General features: G+C 64.4%; 18 protein-coding genes. 9 read left to right on the top strand and 9 right to left on the bottom strand.

Annotated elements, in window-relative coordinates; translation table 11 throughout:
* Positions 1-84: 84 nt before the first annotated feature.
* Together PQR02_RS26025 and PQR02_RS26020 are read right to left on the bottom strand one after the other, a co-directional pair.
* Positions 85-732: a glutathione S-transferase family protein gene (locus tag PQR02_RS26025; RefSeq protein ID WP_408237950.1), complete on the bottom strand. Its 648-nt coding sequence runs from the start codon at positions 730-732 to the stop codon at positions 85-87.
* A 178-nt stretch (positions 733-910) separates the two neighbouring features.
* Positions 911-1,657: an SDR family NAD(P)-dependent oxidoreductase gene (locus tag PQR02_RS26020; RefSeq protein ID WP_408237947.1), complete on the bottom strand. Its 747-nt coding sequence runs from the start codon at positions 1,655-1,657 to the stop codon at positions 911-913.
* Between the two features lie 183 nt (positions 1,658-1,840).
* Here PQR02_RS26020 and PQR02_RS26015 point away from each other — a divergent pair, with 183 nt between their 5' ends.
* Positions 1,841-2,740: a LysR substrate-binding domain-containing protein gene (locus tag PQR02_RS26015; protein ID WP_408237943.1), complete on the top strand. Its 900-nt coding sequence runs from the start codon at positions 1,841-1,843 to the stop codon at positions 2,738-2,740.
* Here PQR02_RS26015 and PQR02_RS26010 read toward each other — a convergent pair.
* From PQR02_RS26010 to PQR02_RS25990, 5 genes are all read right to left on the bottom strand, one after another.
* A complete protein-coding gene (locus PQR02_RS26010; protein WP_408237980.1) occupies positions 2,650-3,066 on the bottom strand; it encodes a glutathione S-transferase C-terminal domain-containing protein in 417 nt (138 codons plus the stop codon). The genes PQR02_RS26015 and PQR02_RS26010 overlap by 91 nt on opposite strands.
* 185 nt (positions 3,067-3,251) lie before the next feature.
* Complete coding sequence (locus PQR02_RS26005) at positions 3,252-4,868, bottom strand: MFS transporter (protein WP_408237940.1); 1,617 nt, start codon at positions 4,866-4,868, stop codon at positions 3,252-3,254.
* A 202-nt stretch (positions 4,869-5,070) separates the two neighbouring features.
* Entirely contained in the window at positions 5,071-5,538 is a 468-nt protein-coding gene (locus tag PQR02_RS26000) for a CBS domain-containing protein (protein WP_408237937.1), read from the bottom strand.
* A gap of 204 nt (positions 5,539-5,742) precedes the next feature.
* Entirely contained in the window at positions 5,743-6,654 is a 912-nt protein-coding gene (locus PQR02_RS25995) for a MurR/RpiR family transcriptional regulator (RefSeq protein ID WP_408237934.1), read from the bottom strand.
* A gap of 269 nt (positions 6,655-6,923) precedes the next feature.
* Positions 6,924-9,074 carry a phosphocholine-specific phospholipase C gene (locus PQR02_RS25990; protein WP_408237931.1) on the bottom strand — a complete coding sequence of 717 codons (2,151 nt, stop codon included), beginning with the start codon at positions 9,072-9,074 and terminating at the stop codon, positions 6,924-6,926.
* Between the two features lie 534 nt (positions 9,075-9,608).
* Between PQR02_RS25990 and PQR02_RS25985 the strand changes: the two genes are divergently transcribed.
* Positions 9,609-10,361, top strand: coding sequence for an AraC family transcriptional regulator (locus tag PQR02_RS25985; RefSeq protein WP_408237928.1), 753 nt, complete (start codon positions 9,609-9,611; stop codon positions 10,359-10,361).
* 125 nt (positions 10,362-10,486) lie between these two features.
* On the opposite strand, the gene PQR02_RS25980 is transcribed toward PQR02_RS25985, so the two are convergent.
* Complete coding sequence (locus PQR02_RS25980) at positions 10,487-12,064, bottom strand: DHA2 family efflux MFS transporter permease subunit (protein WP_408237925.1); 1,578 nt, start codon at positions 12,062-12,064, stop codon at positions 10,487-10,489.
* Between the two features lie 252 nt (positions 12,065-12,316).
* Between PQR02_RS25980 and PQR02_RS25975 the strand changes: the two genes are divergently transcribed.
* From PQR02_RS25975 to PQR02_RS25965, 3 genes are all read left to right on the top strand, one after another.
* Positions 12,317-12,976, top strand: a complete 660-nt coding sequence (locus PQR02_RS25975; RefSeq protein ID WP_408237922.1) for an alpha/beta hydrolase — start codon at positions 12,317-12,319, stop codon at positions 12,974-12,976.
* A gap of 188 nt (positions 12,977-13,164) precedes the next feature.
* A complete protein-coding gene (locus tag PQR02_RS25970) occupies positions 13,165-14,217 on the top strand; it encodes a rod shape-determining protein (protein ID WP_408237919.1) in 1,053 nt (350 codons plus the stop codon).
* Positions 14,218-14,584: 367 nt separating this feature from the next.
* Complete coding sequence (locus tag PQR02_RS25965; protein ID WP_408237977.1) at positions 14,585-15,379, top strand: alpha/beta fold hydrolase; 795 nt, start codon at positions 14,585-14,587, stop codon at positions 15,377-15,379.
* Between the two features lie 18 nt (positions 15,380-15,397).
* Here PQR02_RS25965 and PQR02_RS25960 read toward each other — a convergent pair whose 3' ends face one another.
* Entirely contained in the window at positions 15,398-15,799 is a 402-nt protein-coding gene (locus tag PQR02_RS25960) for a hypothetical protein (RefSeq protein WP_408237916.1), read from the bottom strand.
* A gap of 454 nt (positions 15,800-16,253) precedes the next feature.
* Here PQR02_RS25960 and gltA point away from each other — a divergent pair, with 454 nt between their 5' ends.
* From gltA to PQR02_RS25940, 4 genes are all read left to right on the top strand, one after another.
* Entirely contained in the window at positions 16,254-17,552 is a 1,299-nt protein-coding gene (gene gltA, locus PQR02_RS25955; RefSeq protein ID WP_408237913.1) for a citrate synthase, read from the top strand.
* A 278-nt stretch (positions 17,553-17,830) separates the two neighbouring features.
* On the top strand, positions 17,831-20,110 hold the full coding sequence (locus tag PQR02_RS25950) for an amylo-alpha-1,6-glucosidase (protein ID WP_408237910.1): 2,280 nt from the start codon (positions 17,831-17,833) through the stop codon (positions 20,108-20,110).
* Positions 20,111-20,207: 97 nt separating this feature from the next.
* A complete protein-coding gene (locus tag PQR02_RS25945) occupies positions 20,208-21,062 on the top strand; it encodes a MurR/RpiR family transcriptional regulator (RefSeq protein WP_408237907.1) in 855 nt (284 codons plus the stop codon).
* A gap of 143 nt (positions 21,063-21,205) precedes the next feature.
* Positions 21,206-22,264: a C45 family autoproteolytic acyltransferase/hydrolase gene (locus PQR02_RS25940; RefSeq protein ID WP_408237904.1), complete on the top strand. Its 1,059-nt coding sequence runs from the start codon at positions 21,206-21,208 to the stop codon at positions 22,262-22,264.
* The last annotated feature ends 10 nt before the right edge of the window (positions 22,265-22,274 follow it).

Raw genomic sequence — 22,274 nt, 5'->3', positions numbered from 1 at the left:
AGCGTCGTGCGCCATGGGTTGCTCCTTGAGTTGGCGCTGCAAGGGCGTTCGTTCTCGCCAGCCAGTCAGCGCCGGGGTAATGCGTTATGCGACGGCGCCTGGCCGGGCGGATACCTCGTCGTACCATCGCTGAAACGCGGTGTGTCCGGCTGGAATCGGCATCTTCAGCGCGTTGGCGGCAAAGTCGACCGTCACGAGCGTCGTGATGTCCGCCGCGGAGAACTCATCGCCGGCGACGAACCGGACCGTTTCGAACCGCTCGTTGAAGTCGGCGAAGAGGTCGGCTACGCGCTGTTTGCTTCGCGCGATCAGTTCGGGAATCTGGTCATAGGCATGCGGACCTGACAGCGCACGGCCTTTCAGGCCCGCGACCGCATTACGCACGCCTTCCATGACCGGCGCCAAGCCGTCCAGTTCTGCGCGGCGTTCCCACATCGTGACGAGGGCCTTCGACTTTGCCGTCGTGCCCAGTAATGGGGTCTGCGGATACGCTTCTTCCAGATAACGCCAGATGGCGAGCACTTCGGCGATGACGAGGCCGTCGGCGAGGGCCAACGCCGGCACCTGGCTGCGCGGATTGATTGCGCGGTAGGCATCGGAAAACTGTTCTTTGGCGCCCAGGTCGACAGGCTTCGTCGGGATGTCGATGCCCTTCTCCGCGATGAAGATGCGCACACGGCGTGCGTTCGGAGAGCCCTTCGATTCGTACAGTATGGGTGCAACGGTTGTCATTTGAATCGTCCTCTCGGATGTTTCGTATAAATATGGATGCCTGATTAATCAGTCTTCCCGAAGACTCGCGAATGCGAGCGCACTGGCGCGGCCGATGTCGCGTGAGGCGCCCGGGACGAGCGCGGTCTATCCGGCGAGGTGGCTCATGACAATGCTCCTGATCGCTGTGGGTTCGGCGTCAGCCCGCCGTTTTGCCGCCGTCGACGCAGACGATCTGGCCCGTCACGAACGACGCTGCGTCCGATGCGAGAAACAGGATCGTGCGGGCGATATCGTCTGGCTGGCCGATGCGGCCCAACGGCACCGTCGAGGCAAGCACCCTCTTGCGCTCCGCCGTGCCGGTGAAGCGGTCGAGCATCCCGGTGTCGGTCGGTCCCGGCGCGACCGCGTTCACGCGTACGCCTGACGCGGCGGCTTCGAGCGCGGCGGACTTCGTCATGCCTTCGACCGCGTGCTTGCTGCCGGCGTAGACCGACGCGTAAGCCGCGCCTTCGTGGCCGTACGTGGACGACACGTTGACGATGCTGCCGCGCTTCTGTGCCTGCATCACGCGCAGTTGGTGCTTCATGCTGAGCAGCGTGCCGAGCACGTTGGTCTCAAAGGTCGCGGCGTAGCTTTCCGCTGACTGGTCGACGACGGCACCAGGCTGGCCCTCCGTGCCGGCATTGTTGATCGCCACGTCGATGCGGCCAAAGCGGGCGACGGCCTGATCGACGAGGCCGCGAACATCATCGTCGTGACGGACGTCGGCGCGGACGAAGACGGCATCTGCGCCGAGTTCGCGAAGTTCGGCTTCGAGCGCTTTGCCTTCGGCTTCACGGCGGCCGGAAATGACGAGATGCGCGCCGCTGTCCGCGAAGGCCAGTGCCGTCGCACGGCCGATGCCTGTCAGCGCACCGGTAATCACAACAACTGGACTGTCCATTTCAGGATCTCCAAAGATATAGATGCGAGGTATGGGGCGAAGGCGGGTATCAGTCCGGTGGGATTGTCTGGTAGACGCTGCGTCGCTGCCTGATTGCCAATCTAGTGGTCGATTGCGAAAAGAAAAAAGACTTTATAAGCTGGTGAGCATGCCTGTGAGGCATGGCATGCGGGCGAGGAGCATATGGAACTTCGACATCTGCGGTATTTCATTGCCGTCGCGGAGACGGGCAGCCTCACGGTGGCGGCCGAACAGCGTCTGCACACGTCGCAGCCCTCGCTTAGCCGACAGATTCGCGATCTGGAGGACGAGGTCCGCGCGGAACTGTTCAGCCGCAGTGCGCGCGGCGTCGAACTGACTGCATCGGGCAAGGCTTTCCTCGACCATGCGCGGCTTGCGCTCGCGCAGGTCGACGCCGCGACCGAGGCAGCGCGCCGCGCCGCGCAGCCGGCGAAACAGTCCTTCGCGCTCGGCTTTCAGACCGGCGAGGAAATAACGTGGCTGTCGCGCGCGATGCAGGTTCTGTGCGATCAATTGCCGGATATCGAGGTCACCGTATCGAGCAGCTATTCGCCGGACCTCGCCGATGCGCTAGCGCGTGGCCGGCTCGACCTCGCATTTCTGCGGGCCGAACCGGGATTCGACCTCGACTATCGCGTCGTCAGCAGGGAGAAGCTCATTGTGCTGATGCCGAGTGACCACCGGCTGACCGCACGCACAGCGATCCGCCCGCAGGATCTCGTGGGCGAGAAGTTCATCATGGCATCGAACAAGGCGAGGGTGCTGCACGACGTGATCGAGCGGTATCTGCAACAGAGCGGGGTCGATATCAGGCCCGACCACGGCGTCGACAATCTCGCGATGGCGATGTCGCTCGTGGCGTCCACGCGCGGGCTGGCGTTGATGCCGGAGTATGCGAACAATCTGCTGCCATGGTCGGTCGTCAGCCGGTCCCTTGAAGGCGATGCACCGACGGTTGATCTCGTCATTGGCTACAGCAGGTCGAACACCTCTCCAGTCCTGAAGCTCTTTCTTTCGAGAGCGGAAGAACTCTCGGCACCGTTCACCACACTATCCACATGAGGAAAAGCCCGGCGTAGTGCAAGAACGCATGCGCGCCGAAGCAGGTTCCGGCCGCGATTCGAGGCTTCGGACTCCAATCGAACGCCGCCCAGGGTTATTTCACTTCCGCCCTGAGCGGGGGCAGCCAGGCGCATCGAGCCCTGCAAATGGATCCCTCCAGGCGGGGATCTCCATGAGCCGCGCATGCCAGGCTTCGACGCGCGAGAGAAATCGGCGAGCGGCAGGCCGGCGAGTTCGGCGAACGGGAGCACGCAGGCCACGCGAAAATCGGCGTAGGTAACCTCGTCGCCGACGAGCCAGTCCCTGCCCGTGAGAAGCTGCTCCAGAATCGCGGCCTAGGAGGCGAATTCGCTCAAGCCCGACTCGACGACCGTCCGCTTCGTGAGAAGTCGGCAATGACGACACGAACTGACGCTGCCGGACATGCCTACATGAGCACGCTAGACGCGGGGCTGGTCACCGCGCCGGGAGGATTTCCGCTCGTGGAAGGCGTCCGGCGCCGCGAAGCACATCACTTGCGGGGCTGGATGGTCGCCATGGCGAGTCCCGCTCCTGCGAATGCGCACGCGGCGGACACCAGCGCGACGGCGCGCAGCGCGTCAGCGATGGCATCGGCTTCCGCCTGCGCCACGGGGGTGTGGGGCGGCGTAGGGGCATCGCCGGCTGCCGTCCCGCCTTGCGCGTCCGGCTCCAGCAACTGCCCGGTCTGGCGCGCGCCCTGAGGCACCTGCAGTTCGTCGAGCCGCGCCGACAGCGCCGCGTGGTGCGACCACACGAACACGATGCCGAGCACGGCAACCGCCAGCAGGCTCGCCACGCGTGCAACCGCGTTGTTGATGCCGGAGGCGACGCCAGCGCGGTCGCCCGGCACCGAGCCCATCACGGTCGTCGTGAGTGGCGCGACCGTGATGGTCATGCCGAGCCCGAGCACGGCGAGCGCAGGGAGGAACCCGGCCCAATAGCTACCGCGCACGAACGGCAGCGCGAGCATCACGAACCCGATTCCGGCGACGCCCGGACCCACGCTCAACAGAACCCGCGAACCGAAGCGGCTCGTCAGGCCACCGGTGAAGCGCGACAACGAGCCGATGATGACCGGCATCGGCAGCAGCGCCGCGCCCGCTTCGGTTGCGGTGTAGCCATGTGCGCGGATCAGCGTGAACGGCAGAAAGAACAGTGCGCCGCCCAGACCGAAGTAGAGCAGCAGCGTGACGAGGTTGGCGCCGGTGAAATCGCGCGAGCGGAACACGTCGAGCGGCATCATGGGGTCGCGGCTGTTGGCTTCGATCAGCACGAAGGCGGCCAGCACGAGCACGCCGGCACCGATCGCGCACAGTACGAGCGGATGCGCGAAGCCACGCGCCGACGCCTGGGTCAGACCATAGGTGAGAGCGGCGAGCCCCGCTGCGGCACTCAGCGCGCCGGGCCAGTCCAACTGCCGAGGCGCCTCGAGCTTGTGGCTGTTCGGCACCGACGAGATCGCGAGCGCAATCGTCACCGCGGCAAGCGGCACGTTGAGGAAGAAGATCGCGCGCCACGACCACGCGTCGACGAGCAAGCCGCCCGCCACCGGCCCCACCGCCGACGTGATCGCGCCGACGCCCGCCCAGGTGCCGATCGCCCGTCCGCGCTGTTCGCCTTCGAATACGGCGCCGATGATCGCGAGACTGCTGGGTACGAAGAACGCAGCGCCAATGCCCTGCACCGCGCGCCCGGCGATCAGTGAACCCGCGTTCGGCGCGAGCCCGCAAGCGGCCGACGCCAGCGTGAAGACCCCGATGCCCGCGATGAACACCGTGCGGCGCCCGAGCTTGTCGCCCATCGATCCGCCCACCAGCACGAGGGAGCCGAGAAAAAGCAGGTAGGCGTTGACGATCCACTGCATCGCCGCGACGCTCGCGCGGAGCTCGCTCTGAATGGCGGGCAGCGCGACATTGACGACGGAGCCGTCGATAAACGCCATGCTCGAGCCGAGGATGGTCGCGGCGAGCGCAAGCCGCTTGCGCCGGCACGGGCGGTCGACCGCGGTGGGCTGCGTGCGGATGATGAGCTCGTCGCACGGGCTCGCTTGCGCAGCGACGATGTGCGCGGTCTTCTGGTCGCTATCGAGAACATCCGGGTTGGCCAAGCTCGCTCCCGTGCTGGTCGATGGTGATTAGCATAGCAACTGGAGCGCCGGACCGCAGGTGCGGCCAGGCCGCGGGTCTGACGTCAGCAACGCCGAGTGAATCGGGCGTTCGAATGCTGGTTTGGTGGGTCGGACGAACCGCAACTGTTGGCCCGGTTGGACCCCTGGGCACCCACGCCCATGCCTCGTCGCGTACGAATGTCTAATAGGCGCCGCCGGTATCGATGCTCAGGTAGAGCATGTCATGCTCGAGGATGCTGATGAAATGTTCGTCCTCGTCGATCAGTTCCTCGAGGACGTCACTGTTGGAGAGCACGCCGATCACCCGCCCGGAATCGATGACCGGCAGATGCCGGATCCGCCTGGTATGCATTAACGCCAGGCACTGTTCACAGGTGTGCTCGGGCGTGACGTACAACACCTGGGTGGTCATGATCTCGCCAACCTTCGTCTCGGCGGCGCTGCGGCCAGCCAGTTCGACCTTGCGGGCGTAGTCGCGCTGGGACAGGATGCCGGCAAGCTCGCTGCGGTGCAACACCAGCACGGTGGTGACATCCTTGTCGGCCATCAAACGCAGCGCCGTCAGCACTGAGTCAGCGGGGCCGACCCAGATCACCTCGCGAGGGTTCTCAGACAGAATTTGCCGAGCCGTCTTTCTTTCCTTTTTCATGGTCGTCTCCAGTAGGGGACCGGCATTGGCACACGCCAGCGCCATCGATCTGCTCACGAAGAAAGGGTAGCGTCCGTAAAACCTGCGCAGTCACCGAACAGAATTTCGGCCGACGTGGCCAACGTCTATTATTTGCCTGCCCATTTTTCAATCATGGTCGAATTGAAGTGTAGTCCGCTTCTCTGGCGGCGCTGCCCGCGGCCGTCAATATCGTTTGAGCGACAGCACGTCGAACGTATGGCGGATGGTTTTCGCCGATTTCTCATAGTCCGATAGCGCGAGGCACGCAATCAGCACGTCGATGATCGCCAGTTGCGCGAGACGGCTCGTCATGGCTTCCGTGCGAAATTTAGTCTCGCGCGCCATGGTGAACAGCACGATGTCGGCAAAGGCCTGAATCGGGGAACGCCCGTAATTCGTGAGGCAGATGGTGTGTGCGCCGGCTTCCTTGGCGAGGCGCGTTGCCGTCACTGTTTCGAGCGTGCTGCCCGAGTGGGAGACGGTGAGGGTCGCCACGGTGGGGTCGCAAAGCGACGCGCTGATGACCTGGATGTGCGGGTCGGTTACCGCGCGTACGTTCAGCCCGATCCGCAGCATGCGGTAGTACGCATCTTCGGCGATCGACGCCGAGCTGCCCACGCCGTAGATTTCAATGCGGCGGGCGTTGCGGATCACCTCGACCGCCCGCTCGAGTTCGCCCACGTCGAGTGTGGACTGGGTTTCATGCAAGGCCTGCACGTTCGAGCTGAAGATTTTCGAAACGACCGCCGCCGCGTGGTCGCTGGGTTCGAGATCTTCGTGGATCAACTGCACCGGGCGCACGATTTCCTGCGCCAGCACGATCTTGAGCTGCTGAAAGCCGGTGGCGCCGAGCGCCTTGCACAGACCCACGACGCTGCCTTCGCTCGCACCCACACGCTCGGCGACCTCGCTGACTGACATGTGCACCACTTCCTGCGCGTGCTGGCGGATGAAGCCGGCGATGCGCTGGCCGGCGGCGCCGAAGGTCGGATAAAGCTGCTCGATGCGCGACAGAATCGCCGATACCGAAATCGGCTGCGCTGGCGTCCCGGCCGCGGCCTCGGCACTCGCCGCGCTCTTCTTTGCGGGTTTCATCAAAGCTCCTGTGAAAAAATCCGTCGAGCCTCCGGCACGCCGCGCGAGGCGCGGTTCGGGTCGCCCAGCGCGCGATCGCAACCGGGCCCGACAAGGCAGCCGCAAGGATAGCGTGACTGCTGGATTTGATGACAGCGGCGAACCTCAAAAAGGCGAGGCAAACTCGGTTGACCCGCCGCATTGATATCGATCAGTCGAATGAGGTTTGCGATGTCCTCGACCCGCCGGCCGGCGCAAGCCAGATGCCGCCTCCTCCGGCCGCAGCCACTTCAGCTCAGGTGAAGTGCCATGGCGGGATCGCTAACCGTCGGCTTGCCCGTTTCGATACGGCCGGAGAAGCGGCGCATGAAGTTGTCGCCCGTTACGGTGAAGTCGTACCAGTTGCCGCTGCGCGAGAGCTCCCAGTGCTGCATGCCGACATCCCCGGCGGCAACCTTCATCTGCCAGGGGCCATCGGTGCGGTAGGCGTTGGACTGCACCGTCACCGTGCCGGCCGCGGTACCGGTGTTGTGCAACTTCAAGTAGACCTGACCGGCATCCGTGTCGTAGCAGACCTGCACTTCCGGCATGAAGGTCGCGGCACTGGCGGCCACTGCGTTGCCCGCGAAGGTGCGCAGGAAGCCGTTCGGGCCATAGACCCAGAGCTCATATTTGCCTTGGTCGGTCTTTAACGTGTCGTCCCAGTAGTCCTCGAGCGTCTTGCCGGCTTCGACCGTGTATCGGCGCGGGATGCGGTCCAGGTGACTCTTGTCGTACACATGGAACACTGCTCCTTGCTTGCCCGTATTGCTGAACATCAGCTTGACGAGACCGGGGCCTTCGATGCGTGCGCTGGTATGCAGTTCATAGGGCAGCGCACGTGAATAGCGCGTGCCCGGCTCCTGGAACAGCGGCTGCGGCGTGGCCGGCGGCGCTGCGATGGGGAGTGAGGATTGGGCGGCAAGCACGGTCTGGTAGTTGGTTGTATCCGGCAGTTTGGGAAAGACCGGATCGTTCGGCGAAACAAAGTCAAAACACGAAGTCAGGTCGCCGCAGACTGCGCGGTGCCACGGACTGACCGCGTCGACAGTGAGATCGAAGCGCTTTTCCAGAAACAGGCTCATCGACGTGTGGTCGAAAACCTGGGAGTTGACCCATCCGCCTTTGCTCCACGGCGAGATGACGTACATCGGCACGCGCGCGCTGAGACCCCACGGCCGCACGTTGCCGCTGATGGTGTCGTTGGGGTTCAGGTACTTTCTCGCCGGATCGGAGAAGTACTCGCCGTCCAGCGGGAACGTGGCCTTGCCGGCCAGTGTGCCGTCCAGGTTGTACGAGGGTGGCGCGGGCGGCGGCACATGGTCGAACAGGCCGTCGTTCTCGTCGTAGGTCAGGAAGAATGCGGTCTGGGCCCAGACGTCTGGATTGGCGGTGACCGCGTCGAGCACCTCGGCCGTGAAGTTCGCCCCGATCGCCGGATTGCTGTTGCCGGAGTGCTCCGAGTTGGCTGCCGTGCACAAGATCCACGACACTTCGGGCAACGTGTTGCTCATCACATCGCTTTTCAGGTCCGCAATCGAGTAGTCCGTCAGGCCCTTCACGTACAGCGGATCGCCGGGCTTGGCGGTGCGGAAGTCTTCGAAAGCCAGCCCGCCGTGCATGGCGCCGGTCCAGTTGTCGTTGGTGTCCTGATAGATTTTCCAGCTCACACCGGCGTTCTCGAGCACTGACGGCAGGGAAAGCCAGGTGAGTGCGTTGTCCGGATACGTATAGCCCGGCGTCGGCATCGTGCCGGTGATCCAGCAACGATCATTGTTGGGTTCGGAGGTCCGGTCGGTGCTGTTGATGCCCATCTTCGCCAGCTTCGGATCGAAGCCCGAGCCCGAGAAGAAAACCACGCGGTTCGGGTCCGTGCCGCTCGTGGTCGAGCAAAAGTTGTTGTCACAGATCGTGAACGCTTCGGCCAGCGCGAAATGGAACGGAATGTCGTTGCGGGCAAGATAGCCCATCGTGTACGGCGTCTTGTAAACGGGCCAGTGGCCTGACTTGCCCTGATTCCAGGCCGCCTGCATATCGGAGAAGCTGTGCGGCGTGCTGGGCGATTGCAGTGCCTTAACCTCGGTCATATCCATGTGATACGGCGGGATCACGTTGCCGCTCGCGTCCTGCTGGTACCACACGTCCTTGCCGCTCTCGAGTGGAATCGGCAAGCGGTCACCGTAGCCGCGTACGCCCCTCAGGGTGCCGAAGTAATGATCGAAGCCACGGTTTTCCAGCATCAGGATGACGATGTGCTTGATGTCCTTGATGGTGCCGGTGTCTACCGCAGCTGGAATGGCAAGCGCGCGGGTGATACTGGGCGGCAGCATACCCAGCGCGAGGGCGGCGCCTGCCGACTTGGCGGCACCGGTGAGGAAACTGCGTCGATCGAGTTTTTTCATGGTCTTGGCTACGTAGGGATTGAGCACGGGACAGCACTTCGCGGCATCAGGGCGCGCAACTCAGCTTGGCGCCAGGTGCGGCGGGTGACGCCCGATTGGCGGTAGCAGAGGCGTCTGCGCTTGACGGGTTTGTCGAAGACCCGCCGCAGGCGGTTAGCGACAAGCTCAGAACGATGCAGGCCGCTACGGCACGGCCATACAACAGGAATTGGGTCATTGGCGGGATCTCATCGTCAGGTTGACAATTAGTAATACTGATCATGAAAACAGTTGATCGATCTACGTGGTGATCTGATCTGGTCTGAACACGACGCTAAAGCCCGGGCAGTGGCGAGTAGCGGCACAAAGAATAAAAAATGAATGTGTCAGCGAAATGAATACATTTCAATTGAAAGTTGTATCACAGCTGAGTAAAGTTCAATTCGGATGGGCCGTTGAGGCCACGATTCTGCTGGCGAGCCGCCGGGCAGGGTTCGACGGCGAGGCGTGCTAACCTTGCTGCCTTCGTGGAAGTAACGCGGCACAGCACACACCATGACGGAAGCCTTCGATCCTGACGGCGTCGAGCAAGCGGTCTTCGTGGTCGGCGAGCGTCACGAGACGCTGGACGAACCGTGGCGGGCCTATCACCGCGCACGGCTGATTCACGTGAGCGAGGGCGTGCTGACCGTGCGCACCAAGACCGGACGATGGGTCGTGCCGCCCGGGCATGCGGTGTGGATCGTGCCGAATCTGCTGCATTGCCTGTGCGCCAGGCGTGCCGTGCAACTGTATTCGTTGTATGCATCGGCGGACGCTGCGCCGCTGCTCGCGCAAAGCGGCGCGCTGGTGCCCGACGCGCTCGTGCAGGCGCTGCTGGCCGCAGCCGCCGATCTGCCGCGCGACCAACCATTCGACGAACCCGCCAACCGGCTGCTGCAAGTGCTGCTGGATCGGCTGCCGGGCTTGCGCGCCGCGCCGCTGCGTCTGAACTGGCCGGGCGATCCGCGCGTCCAGCGGATCGCCGACGCGCTGAGCGCCAATCCGGCACACGCCGCGGTTCTCGAAGAGCTCGCCACGGCCGCGGGTGTCACGGCTCGTACGGCGGCGCGTCTGTTCGTCAAGGAAACCGGGCAGACCTTCGGCCAGTGGCGCCAGCAATTGCGGCTGCTGGCCGCGCTCGAACATCTGGGCGCGGGCGCGAGTGTCACGCAGGTCGCGCTCGAAGTCGGCTACAACGACGTGTCGTCTTTTATCGCGGTGTTCCGCGACGCGTTCGGCGATACGCCCGCGCGCTATTTCCGTTGACGCGGCGCGGCTGTCGCCGCGCTGTCACGCGAAAGAATCAGCAAGCGCGAGTTCGCGTAAAGGCAGTAACCAGAACCGCAGGCGAAAGCGAAAGGAAAGCGAAAGCGAAAAGGCAACGCCCCCGCTCAATGCGCGCCCGCCGCATCGGGACCACCGCCGCCTTTAGCCGGCCGCGTAATCCAGATCAACGGAATGATCAGAATGAAGATGATCGCCGACACGAAGAAGATATCGTTCAGGCCCATCATCGCGGCCTGACTGTTCACGGTGAAATCGAACAGCGCGTGCGCCGATTGCGTATTCAGATGCAGCAGCGTCTTGGTCGAATCGATCTGCTGGGCGAACACGGGATTGTTGACCGTGGCCTGTTCGGTGAGCCTCGCGTGATGGAGCACCGTGCGGTTGTTCCATTCGTTGCCCGCGATCGACGTGCCCACCGCACCGCAAAACACGCGCACGAAATTCGACAGGCCCGCCGCCGCCGGAATCCTGTTCGGCGGCTGGCCCGACAGGATGATCGCGGTCAGCGGCACGAAGAACATCGCCATCGGAATGCCTTGCAGCAGTGTGGGCATCACCAGGTGCCACGTGTCGATTTCGATCACGTACTTCGAACGCATGTAGAACACGATCGCGAAGCCGATGAACGCGAGCGTCGCGATCACGCGGGCATCCGAGCGCGGCAGCACGCGACCCATCACCGGCGCGAGTATCACCGCGAACACGCCGAGCGGCGCGGTCACGAGGCCGGCATCCACGGAGCGGTAATTCAAGTACTCCTGCATCCATTGCGGCAGCAACACGAGGTTGCCGAAGAACACGCCGTACGCGACCGAAATCGCAATCGTGCCGCCGAGAAAGTTGCGCTGCTGGAACAGCCGCAAATCGACGATCGGATTCTCTTCGGTCAGCTCCCACACGAGAAAGAACGCGAAGCTGATCAGCGCGGTGATGCCGAGCCCCACGATCACCGGCGACTGGAACCAGTCGAGGTCCTTGCCCTTGTCGAGCATGATCTGCAACGACGCGACCCACGCGATCAGAAGGCCGAGCCCGATGACGTCGATGGGTGGCTTGCGGGTCGGCGACTCGCGGGTGCGATAGATCATCCACGTGACGCCGGCTGCGAACAATCCGACCGGAATATTGATGTAGAAAATCCACGACCAGCTATAGCGATCCGTGATCCAGCCGCCGAGCGCCGGGCCCGCGATCGGCCCGACCGTCGCGGTCATCGCCCAGAGCGCGAGCGCGGTCGAGGACTTCTCCTTCGGATAGGAGCCGAGCAGGATCGCTTGCGACAGCGGAATCAGGGGGCCCGCCACCGCGCCCTGGAAAATCCGCGCGAGCAGCAGGATCGGCAACGTCGGCGCAATGCCGCACAGCCACGAGGCCAGCACGAAACCCAGGATCGCGCCGACGAACAGCTTCACCTGGCCGATGCGCTGCGTGAGCCAGCCGGTCAGCGGAATCGCCACCGCATTGGCGGCGGCGAACACGGTGATGACCCACGTGCCTTCATCGACCGAGACGCCGAGGTTGCCTGAGATGGTCGGAATCGCGACGTTCGCGATCGACGTGTCCAAAACGTTCATGAAGGTGGCGAGCGCGACGGCGATGGTCGCCAGCACCAGTCTGCCGCCTTCGAGCGGCGGCGGTGGCGCGGGCGGCGCGGAAGCGGGCGCGGCGGTGGGCTGGCTCAAGCGGCTCTCCAGATGGAATGCTGCGGGCGTCTTGGACGGTTGAAGGTTGGGCTGAGGGCGGTGCTATTTACCACGGGCCCGACGCGCGCGACAGCGGGCCCGTCGAATGCTCGCGAAAGCATACCTGCATTCGGATTTTGGCGTCGCGGGCCGATGCAGTCTGGCCGGCGCGAGCGAGGCGGCCGGCGTATGCTCGCGGCTTGGGTGCGGTACCACGAACCACGAATCAACGCAGAAAGAAAGGAAACCGATATGGCCTGGGAGCAATTCGAACACGGCTGGCGGCGCGCGCCAATTAGCGCGCCGGCAAAAGGACTCGTCGTGCTGATGCACGGCGTCGGCAGCAATGCGCGCGATCTGATGCCGCTCGCCGACATCTGGAGCGAAAGTCTGCCTGATGTGGCGTTCACGTCGCTCGACGGTACGGATGCGTTCGACGGCGGTTTCGGCGGCCGTCAGTGGTTCAGCCTGCGCGACGTCACCGAGGGCAATCGCGAGGCGCGCGTGGCCGCTGCGTATCCGGCGCTGCGCCGCATGCTCGACGCCGAACTCGCGCATTGGCAGGTTGCTTTCGGTCGGCTTGCACTGGTTGGCTTTTCGCAAGGTTCGATCATGGCGATGCATCACGTGGCGACCAGCGCGGAAGGCGCGACTGGCGTCGTCGCGTATTCGGGGCGGCTCGCGTCGGCGATCGTCGCGCAGAACGGCACGCCGCTCACGCTGATCCACGGCGAGGACGACGAAGTCATTCCGGTTGGCGAGCTGGAATATGCCGCCGACGCATTCAGTAACGCGGGCTACAGCATCGACGCCTACGCGCTGCCGGGCATCGGCCATACGATCAATGCCGACGGTATGGAGCTCGGCCGGCAGGCGCTCACACGTACGCTGGGCGCATTGTCGCGCGGCTGACACGGCCCGGATTGAAAAGCGCGTTAAAGGTTCTGATCTGCTTGCCGTTAATAGGGCATTAGCTTGAAAATCAGCCCCGCCGCGCGGACCGCGCAGCGCCCAGCAGGGCGTACTGGGCGGCTCGCAGTTCCGGGGGCGCATTTTCAGGCTGCCCGCGTGGGCGGATAACGAGACATTAGAGCCTCCATATGGCCAGACCGACGCCGTATTACCCGCTTTTCGAGCGACTGTTCCGTCATTCCGTGACGGTGGACCTGGGCACGGCCAATACCCTGATCTATACCGACGACGGCGGCATCGTGCTGAACCAGCCGTCCGTCGTGTGCTTTCAGAAAGAGGCGGCGGTCGGACCCAAGCGGGTCGCGGCGGTGGGCGTCGAAGCGCGCCGGCTGCTGGGCCGCGCGCCGCGCAATCTCGAAACCGTTCGGCCGATGCGCCACGGCGTGATCGCCAACTTTTCCGCCGCCGAGCACATGATCCGGCAATTCGTCGACATGGCGCGCCCGCGCTCGCTGTTCAGCCGGCGCGCGGCATTCACGCTGTGCGTGCCGGCGGGGGCGACCCAGGTCGAGCGGCGCGCGATCAAGGAAGCGGCCGAGGCGGCCGGCGCGTGGAAGGTCAGCCTGATCGGCGAATCGCTGGCGTCGGCGCTCGGCGCGGGCTTGCCGGTGACCGAGGCGACCGGATCGATGGTGGTCGACATCGGCGGCGGCACCACCGAAGTCGGCGTGATCGCGCTGGGCGGCACCGCGTATAGTGGCTCGATTCGGGTGGGCGGCGACAACTTCGACGCGGCGATCGTGAGTTATGTGCGCAATCTGTACGGCGTGCTGCTCGGCGAGCAGACCGCCGAGCACGTGAAGAAAAGCATCGGTTCGGCGCTGCGCAACGTGCCACTCGAACACATGAACGCGACCGGCCGCAGTGCCGACGACGGTTTGCCGCGCACGGTCCAGTTGAGCAACCACGATATCGCCGAGGCGATCGAAGGGCCGCTGCTTCAGGTGATCGGCGCGGTGAAGCGCGGGCTTGAAATGGCGCCCGCCGAGCTGGCGACCGATATCGCGCACAACGGCATCGTGCTGACGGGCGGCGGCGCGCTGCTCGGCAACCTCGAGCGCCGCCTGACCAATGAGATCGGCCTCAAAGTGCGGGTCGCGGACGAACCGCTGACCTGCGCGGTGCGTGGCGCGGGCGTGGCGGCGGCTGCGGGTTGGGCCGATGAGGCTGGGTACGAGTGAGTGTTGGCGGATGCTGCCGGTGACGGTTGCGCACGGGTGGGTGTTGTGGCGCGCGGGTCGCGAGAGTCTGCGTTCTGACCGGCATCGCGGCTGGACAGGTGCAAACGGTAGCGCCATCGCTGAAGTTCGACATTGCGACCCGCGCGCCGGATGCGCCGTCGCACACTTTTAGTGGCTATGTGAGAATACGCATCGCGTTCGAAACCTGAGGACGCGTGCACGTTTTTCCCTGGTTGCTATCTCCAACTCGTTTCTCGCGCAGGCACCCCACGAACCCGCGTGGCGCCGCGCTGTCTGCGACCCCCCCGTGAATCAATCTGCTTCCGCTTCGTCCCCGTCATTCATCGAACTGCAAAGCGGTCTGCGCATGCCCTATGTGGAAGCCGGCCAAGGCGAATTGCTGCTGTTCGTGCATGGCTCACTATGCGACTACCGTTATTGGCAACCGCAACTCGACGGGCTCTCGAAGCAGTACCGTTGCGTGGCGGTGAGTCTCACGCACTACTGGCCGGCGGCCGCTGCCCAGCCCGGCCATCCGTTCAGCTGGAGCCGGCATGCCGACGAAGTCGCGGAGTTCATCGACCGCTTCGGCGCGGGGCCCGCGCACGTGGTCGGGCATTCGCGCGGCGGCAGCGTGGCGTTTCAATTCGCGCGGCGCCATCCCGGGCGGCTGCGTACGTTGACCCTCGCGGACCCGGGCGGCCAGTTGCAGATTGCCGGGCGGCCGCGCGCGCGTGTGCCGGCGACGGTCAACGTGCTGCGCGCGAAAGCCGCGCAACTGATCGAGGCGGGCGACGTGGAAGGCGGCCTGCAACTGTTCGTCGATTCGGTCAGCCGGCCCGGCTTCTGGGCCATGAGCACGCCGGGCTTTCGCAGGATGGCGATCGATAACGCGCACACGCTTGCGCTGCAACTGGACGATCCGCTGCCCGCGTACGTGCCCGACGAAGTGGCCGAAGTGCGCTGCCCGGTGTTGCTGATCGACGGCGAGAAGAGTCCCGACATGTTCCGGCGCACCGCGGCCGCGCTGCAGCAGTGGCTGCCCGATGCGCGCCGCGAGACGGTGCGCGGCGCGTCGCACGGCATGAACCTCACGCATCCGGGTGCGTTCAATCGCTACGTCGACGGCTTCATTCAGGCGGTGAATGCGCGCGAGGCGTGAGCATGGCGCGCCGCGATCTCAGCCTTTGCGATGCGCGTCCTTGTCGAGCGCAAGTTCCGCCGCTTCGCCAACGAGCCCGTGATAGTACAGATGCACGCCGATTGCGAGCGAGTCGTTGCGAATTTCGTGGAAGGCTTTCCACGCCTTCACGGGGTCTTTGAACAGCAGATAGTGCGCTTCCTGAGCGACCAGGTCCGCCACTTGATGCAGGCCGTGGCCGTGCAACACGTCCACGAGCGTATCGAGACTGCGGTGCGTGCGCGCGTCGGTGCGCGGATAAAGCATGTGCAGCACCGCCACGTCCTGCGACTTCAGCGCGGCTGACAACGCAACCACGATGTCCTGGTGATTCAACGCACTGACGACTTTGTCATCCGCGTGCACGTGATCCGGAAATAGCGTTTCGAGAGAGGCGTTCATCGGGTCCTTCCAGTTTTTCTGGCTGATTAAAAAGGCCCGCCGTAGCGCGGCGGGCCAAATGCAGCAGTGTGTTAGCAGGGAAGCAAAACACGAATTCAGTATCGCAGATGCGCTTCTCTTCGCGCAGTCCGGCCGCCGCAAAACATTGTTGCAACAAGTGTCCCAACTTTCATTTCGCTGGCAATGCGGTGAAGCCAGTCAAGAGCGCATCCTTTGGGCGGCGCATTGGCGCGTGCGGCAGACAACCAATGACAATCAACGGCAACGAATGTTGCGTGAGCCGAGATGCATTGTTGCGGTCAATCGTCGCAATCAACGACGCCGTGGCCCGTAGAATGCGAAGCGGAGCCTGGCATGCCGCTGCGCGCATGACGAAACGACATGGCGCGATACGACGCTATGACGAGCAGGCATGCCGGCACGTGTGCGACAGGAAAGTAAAAGGACCGTGTAGATGAACTCGAAGACACACGCAACGCTGAGCTTCTCGGACAGCGATCAGACCGTTGAACTGCCCATCTATCAGGGCTCGCTCGGACCGGATGTGATCGACATTCGCAAGCTGTATGGACAGACCGGCAAGTTCACCTACGACCCGGGCTTCATGTCGACGGCGGCATGCAATTCGGCCATCACGTATATCGACGGTGACAAGGGCGAGCTGCTGTATCGCGGTTATCCGATCGACAATCTGGCGCAGAACGCCGACTTCCTCGAAACCTGCTATCTGCTGCTCAAGGGCGAATTGCCGAATGCGCAGCAGAAGGAAGAGTTCGAGAACACCGTCACGCAGCACACGATGGTGCACGAGCAGATGCATTTCTTTTTCCGCGGCTTCCGCCGCGACGCGCACCCGATGGCGATTCTGGTCGCCGCAGTGGGCGCGCTGTCCGCGTTCTATCACGACTCGCTCGACATCAGCAACGAACAGCACCGCGACGTCTCCGCGATCCGCATGATCGCGAAGCTGCCGACGCTGGTCGCGATGGCGTACAAGTACACCGTCGGCCAGCCGTTCGTGTACCCGAAGAACGATTTGTCGTACAGCGCGAACTTCATGCGCATGATGTTCGCCAACCCGGCGGAAGAGTACCAGGTCAACGACGTGCTGGTGCGCGCGCTCGACCGTATCCTGATTCTGCACGCGGATCACGAACAGAATGCGTCGACCTCGACCGTGCGTCTCGCGGGTTCGTCGGGTGCGAATCCGTTCGCGTGTATCGCTGCGGGTATCGCGTGTCTATGGGGCCCGGCGCACGGCGGCGCGAACGAAGCCGCGCTGAACATGCTGGAAGAAATCGGCTCGGTCGACAACATCCCCGAGTTCATCGCGAAGGTGAAGGACAAGAACTCGGGCGTGAAGCTGATGGGCTTCGGCCACCGCGTGTACAAGAACTACGATCCGCGCGCGAAGCTGATGCGCGAAACCTGCCACGAAGTGCTGGAAGAGCTGGGCCTGCACGACGACCCGCTGTTCAAGCTGGCCATGGCGCTGGAAAAGATCGCATTGGAAGACGACTACTTCGTGTCGCGCAAGCTGTACCCGAACGTCGACTTTTACTCGGGCATCGTGCAGCGCGCACTGGGCATTCCGACCGCGATGTTCACGTGTATCTTCGCGATGGCGCGCACGGTCGGCTGGATTGCACAGTGGAACGAAATGATTGCCGATCCTGAGCAGAAGATCGGGCGCCCGCGTCAGCTGTTCGTAGGCGAGACGCAGCGCGTGGCGACGCCGGTAGCACGGCGTTGATGTGTCGAGACGGTCGTGCAGCCGGTGGCTGCGCGGCGGTTTTTTCTACGGCGAACCAATCCGGCCTAGCCGCGCCGCAAGACAAACCCCTGCACGTCCTGTGCCACGGAAAATTCACAAAAAGCCTCGCAAAAAAAACCGAAACTCCCCTGTGATAAGTTCGTCTGACGCGGACAGACCCTCTACAATCGGAAGCGACCGGCCAGCATCACGCGGCCACCGAAAGTGAAGCTGAACGCAAACCGTACGCGCAAGCGAACCCATAGGAGTGACCCCTGATGCAGCAGCCAGAAGCCCTCGGCGGTGTGTCCCACACGGGCGGTGTCGATCACCGTGAACCCGAGCCGGACGGCGTATTCATCCCGACGGAAAACCTCAACGTCGCAAGCGCCACGCAGCACGTGTTGAAGTCGGGCGACACCTTCATCGTCAACGATCCGCTCGGCGACATCACCGGTCACGACGACGGCCTGTTCGTCAACGACACCCGCGTTCTCTCGCGACTGCGCCTGACCTTCGGCGGGCGCGCGCCTTCGCTGCTGTCGGGCAGCGTCAGCAGCGACAACACGTCGTTCACCGCGCATCTGACCAATCGACCGCTGCCGCCGCTCGGCGGCGACAGCACGCCGGAAGGTGTGATCCACGTCGAGCGCGTGCGCGTGCTGTCGGGCACCGTGCTCAACGAGGCCATCGAACTCACCAACTACGGCACGAGCGACGCCGTCGTGCCGTTGTCCATCTCGTTCGCCAGCGACTTCCGCGACATGTTCGAAGTGCGCGGCTTGAAGCGCGACAAGCAGGGCCGCATCGAAGCGGCGCGGGTCGAGAATCGCGAGGTGCTGCTGGGCTATGTCGGCCTCGACGACGTGGCGCGCAACGTGCAGATCGCATTCGCTCCCGAGCCCGACAAGCTGTTCGCCGATCGCGCGGACTACACCGTCAAGCTGCCCGCTCAGGCGTGCGTGTCGATCTACCTGTCGGTGGCGGTGCAGGTCATCGCGAACCCGAGCAAGCCCGGCGCCGACGTCTCGCAACCCGTGCACGCGATGAGCGAAAGCCATCTGTCGCAAATCGATGCGGAGCGTCCGCGCGTGGGCCGCGCGGCGGTGCGCGCCGCACTGGTCGACGCCCACCTGGTGATGCGCGAGCGCCGCCGCGCGACCGCGCGCGTGCGTTCGAGCAACCCGCTGTTCAACGCATGGATCGACCGTTCGCTCGCCGACCTCGGCCTGTTGACCACCGATCTCGCGACCGGCCCCTACCCGTATGCCGGCATCCCGTGGTTCTCGACGCCGTTCGGCCGCGACGCCGTCATCACCTCGCTGCAGACGCTGTGGCTGCAACCGGAACTCGCCGCGGGCGTGCTGCGCTTTCTCGCCGAGCATCAGGCGCGCGAGAATTCGCCGTTTCGCGACGCCGCGCCCGGCAAGATCATGCACGAGATGCGCAAGGGCGAAATGGCGGCCGCCGGCGAAGTGCCGTTCGCGCTGTACTACGGCGGCGTCGACACCACGCCGCTGTTTATCGTGCTGGCGGGCGCCTATGCGGCGCGCACCGGCGACCTCGCGCTGATCGGCGAATTGTGGCCCGCGCTCGAACGCGCCGCGCTATGGGTCGCGGGCGTCTGCGACAAGAATCGTTATGGCCTGCTCGACTATCAGCGCGAGTCGGACGGCGGCCTTGCGAACCAGGGCTGGAAAGACAGCCACGACTCGGTGTTCCATGCCGACGGGCGCTTCCCCGATGGCCCCATCGCGCTCGTCGAGGTGCAGGCGTATGCGAGCGCCGCGTTCGACACCATGGCCCACTTCGCGAAGCTGCGCGGCCTGCGCGAACCGGCCGCGCGGTACAGCGAGCGCGCGAAGAAGATCCGCCAGTGCGTCGAAGAAAAGTACTGGATGGAAGAGTCGGGCTTCTACGGCATCGCGCTCGACGGTCACGGCGAACTGTGCCGCGTCATGGCGTCGAATGCGGGCCATCTGCTGGCCTTCGGGCTGCCCACCCGCGAGCGCGGCGAAGCGGTGGTGCGCGCGCTCGACTCGACCCTGTTCCACACCGGCTGGGGCGTGCGCACGCTGGCCGCGAGCCAGGCGCGCTTCAACCCGATGGCCTACCACAACGGGTCGGTCTGGCCGCACGACAACGCGCTGTGCGCGCGGGGTCTGTCGCAGTACGGCGGCAAGGCGGCGGCGGTGCGGTTGCTGCAGGCGCTGTTCCAGGCGGCGGTCAACTTCGACATGCGTCTGCCCGAGCTGTTCTGCGGCTTCCCACGGCGGCGCGGCGAGCCGCCCACCGCGTATCCGGTCGCCTGTTTGCCGCAGGCTTGGGCGGCGGGCTCGCCGTTCATGATGCTCGAAGCGTGTCTGGGCATCACGATCGACGCCGAGCGGCGCGAAGTGCTGATCGAACAGCCGATGCTGCCCGAAGGTATCGACTGGCTCGAAATCGGCGATCTGCGGGTAGGCGATTCGGCGGTGTCGATCACGTTCCGCCGCATCGGCGAGAAGGTGGTGGCGTCGGCCGAGCAGGGCGATGTGCGGGTGGTTGCGCTGCTGTAGCAGTGTGCTGAAAACACGCGACTGATGGTGTTGAATGCGAGGCGCCGGGTGGTAACATTTGTTGTCATCGTTATCGGCGGCTCGCCCGGACCCTCGCATGCCAGACAGCTTCGACCAGCTCGCCGCCCTGATCCGGGCGCGTTTTTCCGAACTGAGTCCGCAATTCCAGATGGGAGCAGGTTTCCTGCTCGATCATCCCGACGAGGTCGCGGTCTCGTCCATGCGCAAGGTGGCCGAGCGCGCGCAGGTGCAACCGGCCTCGCTCGTGCGCCTGTCGCAGCAACTCGGTTTTCCCGGCTGGAACGAATTGCGCAACCTGTTCGTCGCGCGCGTGCGCACTCGGCCGGAGCCGCTCACGAGCCGCGCGCGTTCGCTGGTCAAATCGAAAGACGCGCTGGCGAACGATCTGCTCATCGCGCAGCAACACAATCTTGACGTCACCGCCGCGCATAACGGCCGCGTGATCGTGGAAACGGCGCGGCTGTTGCGGCGCGCGCCGCACGTGCATGTGGCGGGCTTTCGCTCGTGTTACTCGGTGGCGTTCGGCCTCGTGTACGGGTACCGGTTGTTCCGGTCGTCGGTGTCGCTGCTCAACGGCGAAGCCGGCACGCTCGAAATGCAGCTGCGCACGATCGAGCGCGATAGCGCGACCATCGTCATCAGCTTCGCGCCCTATTCGGTCGAAGCGGCGCGCGTGGCCGAGGCAGCGCTGGAAAAAGGCAGCAAGCTGATCGCGATCACCGACAGCGCGGTTTCACCGATCGCGCTGAACGCCGACACGGTGCTGATCTTTTCGCACGAGAGCCCCTCGTTCTTTCCGTCGCTGGTGGCGGCCACCGCGATCGCTGAATCGCTGGTCGCGCATCTGCTCGCACTCGAAGGCGCGGGCGCCGTCGAACAACTGGCCGTTGCCGAGCAGTCCTTGCATGCGAAGGGCGCCTACGTGCCTTGAACATTCCCGTTTGGTCCCCGGTTTAGCCGGGTGGCGGTCCGGCGCGCAGCGGGATCTCTCCACCCGAATCATTGTCGTACCGTTTGACAACAAATGTTGTTTGACAGTATAAATACGGATCGATTGTTGAAAAGGTGCAAGCCGTGGCGGCGAAGCAGGAGTCGAGTCTTTTTCAGGTGAGCGGCGAGCCGTATGAAATCGGCTATCGGCTGGGTGAAATCGCACGACCGGTATTCGCCGAATACATGGGGCAAAGCCGTGCGTGGCGCGCGTTGCGGCAGTGGCGCGGCGAGCCGTTCGTGCAGGCGCTGCGCAACGCGGCCCGGAAGCATTTTCCGGCGCTGCTGACCGAGCTGGACGGCATGGCGGCAGGTCTGGGCTGGTCCGCGCAAGACGTGTTTCTGTGGAACTGCCGCGGCGAACTGATCCATCACGCGCCGGACGGCTGTACCACGCTGGCGGCCGTCGAAGGCGAGCGGCGCTTCATCGCGCACAACGAGGACGGCGACCCTTTTCTGCGCGATTGCTGCGCGCTGGTCGAGGTTCAACCTGCCGGCAAGCCCGGTTTCGTCAGCTTCTATTACCCCGGATCGCTGCCGGGGCACACGTTCGCCGCGAGCCGCGCCGGTATCGTTCAGGCGATCAATAACCTGCGGATCCGCGTGCCCAGCGCCGGCGTGCCTCGAATGCTTCTCGCTCGAGCCGTGCTCGACGCCGGCTCGCTCGACGATGCGCTGCACATACTGCGCACCGCGCCGGCGGCGAGCGGCTTTCATCACACGCTCGGCTGCGCGGGCGACGCGAGGCTCTTCAGTGTCGAAGCCAGCGCGCGGCGCTGTTCCGTGCAAAGCGTCTCCACGCTCGCGGGCCACGCGAATCATCTGATCCATCCGGGCTGCCAAGCCGAGACGCAAATCGTCACCGATTCGTCACGCGACCGGCAACGGCGTGTCGACGCATTGCTGCCCGCGCAGGCGAGCCCGTTGAAACCCGCTGCGTTGCTCGACGTGTTGCAGGATCGCGCGCCATCGGGCTTGCCGATCTACCGCGACGACCCGCTCGACCCCGACGACGAGAACACCCTCGCCAGCGCGCTCTTCGAGATCGGCGGCACGGGTGTGTCGATGAAGGTTTTCCGGCGCGGGCAATGCGATTTCGACACCTTCATTGCCCGCTCAGCGAGCGAGCCGACCGGCGCCTGAGCACGTTGGC

The sequence above is a fragment of the Paraburkholderia sediminicola genome (genome assembly GCF_046026895.1).
In the GTDB taxonomy this organism is placed as follows: Bacteria; Pseudomonadota; Gammaproteobacteria; order Burkholderiales; family Burkholderiaceae; genus Paraburkholderia; species Paraburkholderia sediminicola_C.
Note: the sequence above shows the minus strand (reverse complement) of the source record. Positions and strands in the feature narration are given on the sequence as shown.